The sequence below is a fragment of the Pantoea sp. AN62 genome, assembly GCF_050432985.1.
Taxonomy (GTDB): domain Bacteria; phylum Pseudomonadota; class Gammaproteobacteria; order Enterobacterales; family Enterobacteriaceae; genus Pantoea; species Pantoea brenneri.
The window spans coordinates 217,625-230,215 of record NZ_JBNPYB010000006.1 but is presented as its reverse complement, the minus strand read 5'-3'; the positions used below and the strand labels follow the sequence as shown (position 1 = coordinate 230,215).

Annotated in this window: 10 protein-coding genes; 8 read left to right on the top strand and 2 right to left on the bottom strand. The window is 59.8% G+C overall.

What is annotated here, in order from left to right:
• The first annotated feature begins 72 nt into the window (after positions 1 to 72).
• Entirely contained in the window at positions 73 to 1,197 is a 1,125-nt protein-coding gene (locus FHW04_RS09550; RefSeq protein ID WP_089561884.1) for a GNAT family N-acetyltransferase, read from the top strand.
• On the opposite strand, the gene FHW04_RS09545 is transcribed toward FHW04_RS09550, so the two are convergent.
• On the bottom strand, positions 1,194 to 3,026 hold the full coding sequence (locus FHW04_RS09545) for an ABC transporter ATP-binding protein (RefSeq protein WP_089561883.1): 1,833 nt from the start codon (positions 3,024 to 3,026) through the stop codon (positions 1,194 to 1,196). The two genes, FHW04_RS09550 and FHW04_RS09545, sit on opposite strands and share 4 nt — an antisense overlap.
• A gap of 72 nt (positions 3,027 to 3,098) precedes the next feature.
• Here FHW04_RS09545 and FHW04_RS09540 point away from each other — a divergent pair, with 72 nt between their 5' ends.
• Entirely contained in the window at positions 3,099 to 3,599 is a 501-nt protein-coding gene (locus FHW04_RS09540) for a GNAT family N-acetyltransferase (RefSeq protein ID WP_089561882.1), read from the top strand.
• A 35-nt stretch (positions 3,600 to 3,634) separates the two neighbouring features.
• On the opposite strand, the gene FHW04_RS09535 is transcribed toward FHW04_RS09540, so the two are convergent.
• Positions 3,635 to 4,552: a sugar ABC transporter substrate-binding protein gene (locus FHW04_RS09535; RefSeq protein ID WP_031377163.1), complete on the bottom strand. Its 918-nt coding sequence runs from the start codon at positions 4,550 to 4,552 to the stop codon at positions 3,635 to 3,637.
• Between the two features lie 420 nt (positions 4,553 to 4,972).
• On the opposite strand from FHW04_RS09535, the gene FHW04_RS09530 reads away from it, so the two are divergent.
• From FHW04_RS09530 to kdpB, 6 genes are all read left to right on the top strand, one after another.
• The gene (locus FHW04_RS09530; protein WP_089561881.1) at positions 4,973 to 6,364 is read left to right on the top strand and encodes an MFS transporter; all 1,392 of its coding nucleotides are present in this window, start codon (positions 4,973 to 4,975) and stop codon (positions 6,362 to 6,364) included.
• Complete coding sequence (locus FHW04_RS09525) at positions 6,345 to 7,301, top strand: 2-hydroxyacid dehydrogenase (RefSeq protein WP_089561880.1); 957 nt, start codon at positions 6,345 to 6,347, stop codon at positions 7,299 to 7,301. The genes FHW04_RS09530 and FHW04_RS09525 overlap by 20 nt, the downstream gene beginning before the upstream one ends.
• A gap of 188 nt (positions 7,302 to 7,489) precedes the next feature.
• Positions 7,490 to 8,656 (top strand): HD-GYP domain-containing protein, encoded by a 1,167-nt coding sequence (locus tag FHW04_RS09520; protein ID WP_031377166.1) that lies wholly within the window; start codon positions 7,490 to 7,492, stop codon positions 8,654 to 8,656.
• A 108-nt stretch (positions 8,657 to 8,764) separates the two neighbouring features.
• A complete protein-coding gene (gene kdpF, locus FHW04_RS09515; RefSeq protein WP_010253443.1) occupies positions 8,765 to 8,854 on the top strand; it encodes a K(+)-transporting ATPase subunit F in 90 nt (29 codons plus the stop codon).
• Positions 8,854 to 10,542 (top strand): potassium-transporting ATPase subunit KdpA, encoded by a 1,689-nt coding sequence (gene kdpA, locus FHW04_RS09510; protein WP_089561879.1) that lies wholly within the window; start codon positions 8,854 to 8,856, stop codon positions 10,540 to 10,542. The genes kdpF and kdpA overlap by 1 nt, the downstream gene beginning before the upstream one ends.
• Positions 10,539 to 12,587: a potassium-transporting ATPase subunit KdpB gene (gene kdpB, locus FHW04_RS09505; protein ID WP_046289376.1), complete on the top strand. Its 2,049-nt coding sequence runs from the start codon at positions 10,539 to 10,541 to the stop codon at positions 12,585 to 12,587. Before kdpA ends, kdpB begins: the two co-directional genes overlap by 4 nt.
• The last annotated feature ends 4 nt before the right edge of the window (positions 12,588 to 12,591 follow it).

The following is a 12,591-nucleotide window of genomic DNA, read 5'->3' as shown; positions in this document are numbered from 1 at the left end:
TGCCTTCACCCTTTCGCTGGCGCAGAAAACCTGCTTGACTGATCGTTCGCCCGTTGCTGTCTGGAGTTTTTCATGTCGCTGTTTCACCTGACTTCGCTGGCGGAGATCGCCGCCGCCGAGTGGGATGCGCTGTTGCCTGACGATCAGCCTTTTTTGCGCCACGCTTTTTTGCTTACCCTGGAACAGAGCGGCAGCGTGCGGCCCGAATCGGGCTGGCAGCCGGATCATCTGCTGTGGCGTGACGGCGGCATCACCCGTGCCGCGCTGCCGGGCTACCGTAAACGCAATTCGTGGGGCGAGTATGTGTTCGATCACGCCTGGGCAGATGCCAGCCAGCGGGCCGGCATCCGCTATTACCCTAAATGGCTGGGAGCTATTCCCTTCAGCCCGGTCAGCGGGGCGCGCCTGCTGGGCGACAGCGTGGCTGCGGCGCAGTTGCTGGCGGCGTTACCGGAAAGGTTGCAGCAGCAGGGGTTAAGCGGGGCGCACATTAACTTTACCGATGCGCAGGCCAACCAGCTGCTGGCCGAACAGCCGGACTGGCTGGCGCGGCTCGGTTGTCAGTACCACTGGCACAACCGCGGCTACCGGGACTTTCAGGATTTCCTCGACACGCTGATGTCGCGTAAGCGTAAACAGCTGCGCAAAGAGCGTGAACAGGTGATGCAAAGCGGTTTTGTGTTCGAGCGCTACCGTGGCGATCGGCTGCGCGAAGATCAGTGGGATTTTGTCTACACCTGCTACGCCAACACTTACGCGGTGCGCGGTCAGCAGCCCTATCTGACGCGGGATTTCTTCAGCCTGCTGGCGGAACGGATGCCGGACAACATCATGGTGGTGATTGCACGCCTGCAGCAGCAACCGGCGGCGATGGCGTTCTACCTGCGGGATGAGAAGGCGTTATACGGTCGCTACTGGGGCTGCCTGGCGGAGTTCGATCGGCTGCACTTCGAAACCTGTTTTTATCAGGGAATGGATTTTGCGATTGAGCACGGCCTGACGCGGTTTGATGCCGGTGCGCAGGGCGAACACAAGCTGGTACGCGGCTTTGAGCCGCAGATTACCCACTCCTGGCACTATCTGCTGCATCCTGGCTTACGCGATGCGGTGGCGGATTTTCTGCAGCAGGAGCGGGAAGGCGTGCGCGGCTGGGCCGAAGAAGCACGCGACGCCTTGCCTTACCGACGCGGCGATTAATCGACGCCGACAAAACCGCCGGTCTGATGCTGCCACAGGCGCGCATACAAGCCGTTGCGCGCCAGCAGCTCAGCGTGGCTGCCGGTCTCGACAATCCCGCCTTTATCCAGCACCACCAGCCGGTCCATCTTCGCGATGGTCGACAGACGGTGCGCAATGGCGATGACGGTTTTGCCCTGCATCAGTGACTCCAGGCTCTCCTGAATCGCCGCTTCCACTTCCGAATCCAGCGCTGACGTCGCCTCATCCATGATCAGGATCGGCGCATCCTTCAGCAGCACGCGGGCAATCGCCACCCGCTGACGCTGACCGCCTGACAGCTTCACGCCGCGTTCCCCGACGTGCGCATCAAGCCCGGTACGGCCCTGCGGATCGGAGAGTAGCGGAATGAACTCGTCAGCACGGGCGCGGCGAATCGCCATCTGCAACTCCGCTTCACTGGCATCGGGACGCCCGTAGAGCAGATTTTCACGTATCGAACGGTGCAGCAGCGAGGTGTCCTGAGTGATCATGCCGATCTGACTGCGCAGACTCTCCTGAGTCACCGTGGCGATATCCTGATCGTCAATCACAATCCGGCCACCGTTCAGGTCATACAGCCGCAGCAGCAGATTAACCAGCGTCGATTTACCGGCGCCGGACGGGCCGATCAGGCCAATCTTCTCGCCGGGTTTGATATCGAGGTTGAGCTGGTTAATCACCTGACGTCCGCCGCCGTAGTCAAAGCGCACATCTTCATAGCGGATCTGGCCGCGTGTCACCTTCAGCTGCTTCGCGCCGGGTGCATCCTGCACGCTGAGCGGCTGAGAAATGGTGTTCAGGCCATCCTGTACCATGCCGATGTTTTCGAAAATGCCGTTCACCACCCACATGATCCAGCCAGACATGTTCACCAGACGGATCACCAGACCGGTCGCCAGCGCAATCGCCCCGACGCTAATCAGCGACTGGCTCCACAGCCACAGCGCCAGTCCGGACGTCGAGACAATCAGCATGCCGTTCAGCGCCGACAGCGTCAGATCCATGCTGGTGACCATGCGACTGGCGTGCTGGGTTTTGTCGGTCTGCTCCTGAATCGCTTCGCGTGCGTATTGTCGCTCCAGATCGCTATGGGCAAACAGTTTGATGGTGGTGATATTGGTGTAGCCGTCGACGATGGTTCCCATCAGCTTAGAGCGCGCTTCTGATGAAACCACCGAGCGCGCCTTGACGCGCGGCACAAAGAAACGCAGCGAGGCGCTGTAGGCCAGAATCCACAGCACCAGCGGGATCATCAGTCGCCAGTCCGCTTCGGCAAACAGCACCAGCGAGGTGACGGAGTAGATCAGCACGTGCCAGATGGCGTCGACCAGCTGTACGGATGAATCCCGCAGCGAACTGCCGGTCTGCATAATGCGCTGTGCGATACGGCCGGCAAAATCGTTCTGAAAGAAGTTCAGGCTCTGACGCAGCACGTAGTTGTGATGCTGCCAGCGGATCATGCTGGTCATGCTCGGGCTGATGCTCTGGTGCACCAGCATGTCGTGCAGGGCGATGAAAATCGGTCGCAGGATCAGCGCCACCGCGCCCATCCACAGCAGCAGCGGCCAGTTATCGCTGAACAGGGTGGCGGGCGTCGAATGATTCACCAGGTCGATAATGCGGCTCAGGTAGCTGAACAGCGCCACTTCGATCAGCGCTGACGCCAGTCCGACCAGCAGCAGGGCAGCAAAACTCGGCCAGACCTGACGCAGATAGTAGGCGTAAAAGGACCAGACCGTAGCAGGGGGCGAATCGCTGGGAGCATCATGAAAAATATTGATAAAACGTTCAAAACGGCGATACAACATAGCAGTACTCTTTCCGTCCGATGAAGAGGTACAGCTTAGTGCATCAAACCCGTTCGGCTAACAGGAGAAAATATGGAAATTACCATCCGGGGACGAGAGCCTCACGATGCCGCCGCCTATCAGCGGCTCTACAGCCATCCTGATGTCTACCCCTGGACGCTACAGCTACCGTTTCCCAGCGTCGCGACCTGGGAGAAAAAGTTCCTGAAAATGGATGCCGAAGGTTATATCGCGTTTGTGGCGGAAATCGACGGGGAGATGGCCGGTGAGCTGACGCTGTTTGTCGACAATAAACCGCGCACCCGCCACAGCATCAGTTTCGGGCTGGGCGTGGATCCGGCATTCAGCGGCCGCGGCGTAGGCGAAAAGCTGATCCGCACCGCGCTCGACTATTCCCGTAACTGGCTCGGCATCACCCGCATGCAACTGGAGGTGTTCCACGACAACGAACGGGCGCTCCGGCTCTATCATCGTCTGGGGTTTGAGCGCGAAGGATTGCTGCGCCAGGCGGCGCTGCGTGACGGTAAGCTGCATGATGTCGTCGTGATGGCGAAATTACTGCATCAGCCGTGACCGATGGCGCGGCATCACGGCCGCGCCAGCCTGCCTTACGGATTTTTATCCTGATAATGCTGCCTGTTTTGTGGCGTCACCAGTTCAAACGGGATCCACTGGTGGGAATCGACCTTTTCACCTTTGATCATCTGCTGCGCCACCTCTACCGATTTTTTACCCTGACCCACGGCGTCCTGGAACACCGTCACCGCTAATTTGCCACTCGCCAGCGCTTTCAGGCCATCCGGCGTGGCATCAATGCCGCCGACCAGAATGGTTTTTTTCGGCTTCGCCTGGGCGATCGCCATGGTGGCGCCAATCGCCATTTCATCGTTGTTGGCGGCAACAATATCGATATCTTCCCCGTTCGACAGCCAGTTGAGCATCAGATCCATGCCTTCATTACGGGCGTAGTTGGCAGTCTGCTTCAGCACCACTTTCATATTGGGGTATTTCGCCACCACCTGCTCCACATCCCGCGTCCGTTGCAGCGCGCCGGCGTCGGTCAGGTTACCGATCATGATGGCGACGTTGCCGCGATAGTTGGCCTGCTTTGCCAGCGCTTCCATCTGCAGCGTGCCGGATTCACGCTCATCTGAACCGACGAACACCACGCCAGGCGGCAGAGTTTTATCGCCCGGCGTGCGGTTAACATAGACCAGCGGGATGTGGGCCTGCTGCGCCAGGCGGGTCAGGGCGGGCGTACTGGCCGAGTCCACTGGATCGACGATGATGGCGTCCACCCCGGCGCTGATAAAACTCTGCACCTGATCGGTCTGACGGCCGACATCGCCGCGCGCATCTTCGAACTGCGCATCCAGCTTGCGCGCTTTGGCTTCCTTATCGATCGCCTGACGGATGATGGTCAGGAAGTTCTGATCGAAATAGGCCATTGAGACGCCAATTTTCTCTGCCAGCGCCGGGGTGGAGAGCGACAGCAGACACAGCATTGCCCATGCACTTTTTTTCATTGCAGACTCCCAGAGGTGAAAGGATGGAATTTATTTTTCATTTATTTAGAAAGTGGATAAATGCGATCATTTGCAGCCTACGAAGGGCGGCAGAGTTTGACAATCGGGCGTTTTCACACTTGCAGGCGAGGCCACATTTTGCGGAAAAATAGCGCAGCCATAGCTGTCGCCTGGCGCTAATTCCTCGATCCTGCGCACATTCTTCTGCACAGCGCGGCGGCTTTTTCTGCTTTTGTGCAGCGCCGCACTGCTGTTTGTGGCGGTTGCCAGAATTAAGCTAAATCAGCGTCAGCGATCTCAACATTCGCACAATGACCAATGGTTAGCCTCCTACCTATATTTCCTCAACAGGGGAATCTCAGCGGTATTCCTGAAAAAAACCTCGCGGCATAACTGGCCGATTTTTAAGGAATTCACCTCATGGTTAAAGACAAAATGACCACCCGCACTACCCATGTCCGCATCTGGATCCTGTGTCTGATCCTGTTGCTTTCGGTGGTGGCGTACGCCGATCGTTCGATCCTGTCGATCTCCGGATCGGCCATTAAAGAGGAGTTTGGGCTGTCGGCGATCCAGCTCGGCCTGATCCTCTCCGCTTTCAGCTGGGCCTACGTGATCGGGCAGATCCCCGGCGGGCTGTTTCTCGATCGCTTTGGTGCCAAAAAGGTCTATGGCGTGACGCTGGCGCTGTGGTCGATCTCGACGCTGGCGATGGGCTTTGTCGGCGAGTTCTCCAGCGGCCTGACCGGCGCACTGATGCTGATGTTCGGCCTGCGTTTTCTGCTGGGACTGATTGAGGCCCCGAGCTTTCCGGCCAATGCGCGGGTGGTCATTATGTGGTTCCCCGGCGCAGAGCGGGGTCGCGCCTCGTCGCTGTTCAGTTCGTCGCAATATTTCGCCGTTGCCATCTTCTCGCCGCTGTCGGGCTGGCTGGTATCGCGCTTCGGCTGGGAGTGGCCGTTCTTTGTGCTGGGCGGTATCGGCGTGCTGGCGGTGTTTGTCTGGGCCGCTTATATGCGGGAGCCGCGTAACCATCCCGGCGTATCGGAAACCGAACTGCAGCACATTATTAACGGCGGCGGGCTGGTGGATATCGACGCCGAACAGACCCTTCGGGCGCGTCCACCGGTCAGTAAAGCGATGTTCAAAAAGCTGCTGACCAACCGCATGCTGTGGTGCGCCTACCTCGGTCAGTACTGCATTATCGCGCTGAGCTACTTCTTTATTACCTGGTTTCCGATCTATCTGGTGCAGGCGCGGGGCATGGACATCATGGAGGCGGGTTTCGCCACTATTGCGCCGGCGGTGTTCGGTTTCCTCGGCGGCATCAGCGGCGGCTATATCTCGGACAAACTGATCGCCCGCGGCTGGAGCGTCTCCTGGGCGCGCAAAACGCCTTATATCGTCGGCATGCTGATGGCGGCCAGCCTGGTTCTGGCGGCGATAATCCCCAGCAACGTCGGCATTATCGCCGTGATGTCGTTTGCCTTTTTTGGCAAAGGGGTGGCGGCGGGTGCCGGTACCTGGACGGTTATCAGCGACACCGCACCGAAAGAAGCGGTTGGCCTGGCGGGCTCAATCTTTAACGGCATCGGCAATATCGCCGGTTTCACCACGCCACTGCTGTTCGGCATCATCGTCGGCCTGACCGGAAGCTACGGCATCGGGCTGGCATTCGTTGCCGCTCACTGTGTGGTCGCGGCACTGCTGTTCCTGCTGGTGATGGGCCCGATTGAACGGGTCGGCGAGCAGAGTGAACGTCCGGCATCGTATGAAAAACAGGGGAAAGAAGATGGCATTAAAGCAATGTAATGTGCTGATTAAGGGAAAGTTTCTGCCACCGCAGCTGATAGAGAAAATCGAAAACACTTTTACCGCCTTTCGGCTGTGGGAGGCGGAGGACGAAGCGGCGTTTCTGGCGGAAATGGGGGGCAAAATCGACATGCTGGTTACCAGCGGCAATGCGGTGATGGGCGCATCGGCCGCGCTGATTGCGGCGCTGCCCAATCTCAGGGCGATCTGCAGTAACGGCGTCGGCTACGACAGTATCGATATTGAGGCTGCCCGGGCGCGCAACATTGCGGTGACCAATACGCCGGAGGTGCTGAATGAGTGTGTCGCGGACCTCGGTATGGCGCTGCTGCTGGATGTGGCGCGGCGCATCAGTGAAGCAGACCGCTTCACCCGCGCCGGCCACTGGCAGCAGGGACGTTTTCCGCTGAGCCGCAAGGTGAGTGGCAAAGTATGCGGTATCGTCGGGCTGGGCAATATCGGTCAGGCGGTAGCGAAGCGGGCGCAGGCATTTGATATGGCGATTCACTACTACAACCCGCGCTCACGTCCGGATGTGCCCTATACCCGTCACGACAGCCTCGTCTCGCTGGCACAGCAGGCTGATTTTCTGGTGCTGACCCTGCCTGGCGGGGCGGCCACACGGCAGATCATCAACGCGGAGGTACTGCAGGCGCTGGGACCGCAGGGTTATCTGATCAATATTGCGCGCGGCAGCGTGGTCGATCAGCAGGCGCTGATTGCGGCGCTGGAAAGCGGACAGATCGCCGGGGCCGGGCTGGATGTGTTTGAGCAGGAACCGCAGGTGCCTGCGGCGCTGCGTCAGTGCGACAAGGTCGTGATCACCCCGCACATCGCCAGCAACACCACAGAAACTATGGCGGCGATGGCCGATCTGGTGTTCGAAAACATGCAGGCGTTCGCCGCTGGCAAATCGTTGCTGACTCCGGTCATCTAGCGCCACTCGCTCCAGAGGCGATGCCGTGGCGGGCATCGCCATCGTACCCGCATCAACCGGTGGACCCGCCGGCTCCCCCCGATGAATGCCGCCTCCTCCGACCACACACTCCGCACAAAACGGCCTGAAGAAATTTTGCGCAGCTGCCGATATCACCTTACCACCCGCTGATATTAAGGAGTGATATCGTGATAAAGCTGATTACCGTTGACGAACTACGTCCAGGCATGTTTATCCACAAGCTGGAGGTCTGGTGGATAAAAGACAAACGTATTCGCAACCAGATGCTGATCACCGATCCACGACAAATCGCTATGTTACGCAACGAAGGGATCCAGCAGTTGTGGATCGACCTCGATCGATCGGTGCAGGCTCCGATCGCGCCGGTTGTGGCAAAAAGATCGATAGCCCGGACGCCGTTTTTTCAGGAGCTGGATCAGGCGCAGCAGATCTTTCAGCAGGGCAAATCCAAAGTGCTGGCGATGTTCAACGAGGCGCGCCTCGGTAACAGCCTGAACCTTGATTATATGATCGATCTGGTGGATGAAATCTCCGGATCGATTCGGCGTGAACCCTCTGCACTGCTGAGCGTGGCGCGGCTGAAAAATCACGATGACTACACCTATCTGCATTCGATGGCGGTCTGCGGGCTGATGATTTCGCTGGGGAAAAGGCTCGGGCTGAATGAGATCCAGCTGCGGCGCGTTGGGATGGGCGGCTTGCTGCACGACGTCGGCAAAGCGGCCGTGCCGCTGGAGATCCTTAACAAAGCCGGCAAGCTGACCGAGGACGAGTTTACCATCATGCGTCAGCATCCGATCGTCGGTGCACAGATGCTGATGGAGGCCAGTGCCGATGCCGATCTGCTGGATATTGCGCTGCACCATCATGAAAAATATGACGGCAGCGGTTATCCGCACGGCCTGAAAGGTGAGGAGATCTCGCTGTATGCCCGCATGGCGGCGGTGTGTGATGTCTATGACGCCATCACCTCGACGCGCGTCTACCGCACCGGCTGGACGCCCGCCGAGGCGATGCATCACATGCTGAGCTGGCGTGGCCACTTCGATAACGGCCTGCTGCACGCCTTTGTCCGTACCATCGGCATTTATCCGGTCGGCTCACTGGTACGGCTGGCATCAGGCCGGGTGGCGCTGGTGGTCAAAGCGGGTGAGAAATCGCTGATGAAGCCCTGTGTCCACGTCTTCTGGTCGCTGCACGCCCAGCGCGAAGTCAAACCGGAAGAGCTCGACCTGGGCGATAGCTTCTGTACCGACAGCATCGTCGGGGCGGAAGACAGCACGCTATGGGGCAATGTCGATCTCAACCGCATCTGGGCGCTGGAAGTCGCCTGATATTTCGCCATTTTTACACTATTTTTACGCCCGCCCGCTGCATTTTAACCCCTTCTTTATACGCCGCCGCGCAAGCTAATCAGCAAATCCAAACCTCTGGAGGTTCCTGTGAGCGTGGGCGTAATAACCGGCATTGTGCTGGTGGTGTTGTTACTGGGCTATCTGATCTATGCCCTGTTAAATGCGGAGGCCTTCTGATGGCGGCCAATGCTTTTTTACTCATCGGATGTTATCTGCTGCTGTTAATGGTGCTGGCGCAACCGCTTGGGCGTGGCCTGGCGGCGCTGGTTGCCGATAAGCCGCTGTTCGCCCGGGTCGAAGCGCCGCTGTGGCGGCTGCTGGGCGCACAGCAAAGCGGGATGCGCTGGCCGCATTATCTGCTGGCGATTCTGCTGTTTAACGCGCTCGGCTTTGCGCTGCTGCTGGCGATTTTACTGCTGCAGGGCACGCTGCCGCTTAACCCACAGGGATTGCCGGGTCTGAGCTGGCATCTGGCGCTGAACACCGCGGTCAGCTTTGTGACCAATACCAACTGGCAGTCCTACAGCGGCGAAAGCACCCTGAGCTATTTCAGCCAGATGGTGGGGCTGACGGTGCAGAACTTCCTGTCGGCGGCCACCGGTATTGCGGTTGCGTTTGCGCTGATTCGCGGATTCGCTCAGCGCGGAAGCGGGATGCTCGGCAACGCCTGGCGTGACCTGACGCGCATCACGCTCTATGTGCTGCTGCCGATCAGCCTGCTGATGGCGCTGATTTTTGTCAGCCAGGGCAGCATCCAGACGCTGTCGCCGTACCACACGCTCACCACGCTGGAAGGCACACAGCAAACGCTGGCGATGGGTCCGGTGGCCTCGCAGGAAGCGATCAAAATGCTCGGCACCAACGGCGGTGGCTTCTTCAACGCCAACTCCGCTCATCCGTTTGAAAACCCGACGCTGCTGACCAACCTGATACAGATGCTGAGCATCTTCCTGATCCCGGCGGCGCTCTGCTTTGCCTTTGGTGAAAGCGTGCGCGATCGCCGTCAGGGCCACATGCTGCTGTGGGCGATGACGCTGATGTTTGTGGTGGCGGTGGCGGTGGTGATGTGGGCAGAACTGCGCGGCAATCCGCATCTGCTGACGCTGGGCGCCGACAGCGCGGTCAACATGGAGGGCAAAGAGACCCGGTTTGGCATTCTTAACAGCAGCCTGTTTGCGGTGATCACCACTGCCGCCTCATGCGGCGCGGTTAACGCCATGCACGACTCCTTTACCGCGCTGGGCGGAATGGTGCCGATGTGGCTGATGCAGCTGGGGGAAGTGGTGTTCGGCGGCGTCGGAGCTGGCCTGTACGGCATGCTGCTGTTTGTGCTGCTGGCGGTGTTTATCGCCGGGCTGATGATCGGTCGTACCCCGGAATTCCTCGGTAAAAAAATCGACGTCCGGGAGATGAAAATGACCGCGCTGGCGATTCTGGTGACGCCTGCGCTGGTGTTAATCGGCACTGCGCTGGCGATGATGACCGACGCCGGACGGGGCGCGATGGCTAACCCCGGCATTCACGGCTTCAGTGAAGTGCTCTACGCGGTCTCCTCGGCGGCCAATAACAACGGCAGCGCGTTTGCCGGACTGAGTGCCAACACCCCGTTCTGGAACCTGCTGCTGGCCAGCTGCATGCTGCTGGGCCGCTTCGGCATCATCATCCCGGTGATGGCGATTGCCGGTGCGATGGCGGTGAAAAAAGTGCAGCCGGTGGGCAACGGCACGCTGCCAACGCACGGCCCGCTGTTTATTGCGCTGCTGGTCGGCACCGTGTTGCTGGTCGGTGCGCTGACCTTTATTCCTGCTCTGGCGCTGGGCCCGGTGGCTGAGCATCTGCAACTTGTTCAGGGACAATCCTCATGAGTCGTCAACAACAGGCGTTATTTGACGCGGCGCTGCTGCGTACTTCAGCCTGGGATGCGCTGAAAAAGCTCGATCCTCGGGTGCAATTCCGTAATCCGGTGATGTTTGTGGTCTATCTCGGCAGCGTGCTGACCACCTTACTGGCGCTGGCTATGCTGACTGGCAAGCTGAACGGCAGCGCCAGTTTTACCGGTGCGATTGCGGTCTGGCTGTGGTTCACCGTGCTGTTTGCCAATCTGGCAGAGGCGCTGGCAGAAGGGCGCAGTAAAGCCCAGGCCAGCAGCCTGAAAGGGGTGAAAAAGACCAGCTTTGCGAAAAAACTGTCGGCGGCGCGCTATGGCGCGGACTGGCAGCAGGTCGCGGCCGATCAGCTGCGCAAAGGCGATGCGGTGCTGGTGGAAGCGGGCGATATCATTCCGTGCGACGGCGAGGTGCTGGAAGGGGGGGCATCGGTGGATGAGAGCGCAATTACCGGCGAATCCGCGCCGGTTATCCGTGAATCGGGCGGCGATTTTGCCTCGGTAACCGGCGGGACGCGCATCCTCTCTGACTGGCTGGTGATTACCTGTAGCGCTAACCCCGGCGAGACCTTCCTTGACCGGATGATCGCCATGGTGGAGGGGGCCAAACGCCGTAAAACCCCGAATGAGATCGCCCTGACCATTCTGCTGGTGTCACTCACTATCGTGTTTCTGCTGGCGACCGTTACCCTGTGGCCGTTCTCGGCGTGGGGCGGGACGCCGGTCAGCGTCACGGTGCTGGTGGCGCTGCTGGTCTGTCTGATCCCGACCACCATCGGCGGCTTGCTGTCGGCGATTGGCGTGGCGGGGATGAGCCGTATGCTCGGTGCCAACGTGATCGCCACCAGCGGCCGCGCGGTGGAAGCCGCGGGCGATGTTGATGTGCTGATGCTGGATAAAACCGGCACCATTACCCTCGGTAACCGGCAGGCGACACAGTTTCTGCCGGCACCGGGCGTCAGCGAAGAGCAGCTGGCGGATGCCGCGCAGCTCGCCTCGCTGGCGGATGAGACGCCGGAAGGCCGCAGCATCGTCATCCTGGCGAAACAGCAGTTTAACCTGCGTGAACGCGATCTCAGCAGCATGGGCGCCAGCTTCATTCCGTTCTCGGCGCAGACCCGGATGAGTGGGGTTAACGTACAGGATCGGCTGATCCGTAAAGGGGCGGTCGATGCGGTACGTCGTCATATTGAAGCCAGCCATGGCGCGTTCCCGGCCGAGGTGAACGCCCGGGTCGAAGAGGTGGCGCGCACCGGCGGCACGCCGCTGGTGGTGGCAGAAGGGGCGAAAGTGCTGGGCGTGGTGGCGCTGAAAGATATCGTCAAAGGCGGCATCAAAGAGCGGTTTGCCGAGCTGCGCAAGATGGGCATCAAAACCGTGATGATCACCGGCGATAACCCGCTGACGGCCGCGGCGATTGCCGCCGAAGCGGGGGTGGATGACTTTCTTTCCGAGGCGACGCCCGAGGCCAAACTGGCGCTGATCCGTCAGTACCAGGCGGAAGGACGGCTGGTGGCGATGACGGGTGACGGCACCAACGATGCGCCGGCGCTGGCTCAGGCGGACGTGGCGGTGGCGATGAACTCCGGCACTCAGGCGGCGAAAGAGGCGGGCAACATGGTCGATCTCGACTCTAACCCGACCAAGCTGCTGGAAGTGGTGCACATCGGTAAGCAGATGCTGATGACGCGCGGTTCGCTGACCACCTTCAGTATCGCCAACGACGTGGCCAAGTATTTTGCCATTATTCCGGCCGCGTTTGCCGCCACCTATCCCCAGCTCAACATGCTCAACGTGATGCACCTGCACTCACCGGCCAGCGCGATTCTGTCGGCGGTAATCTTTAATGCGCTGGTGATTGTGTTTCTGATTCCGCTGGCGCTGAAGGGCGTCAGCTATCGCCCGCTGAGCGCGGCCGCCTTACTGCGCCGCAACCTGCTGATCTACGGGCTGGGTGGCCTGCTGGTGCCGTTTGTCGGCATTAAAGCGATCGATTTGCTGTTAGTCCTGTCAGGCATGGCCTGAGGAG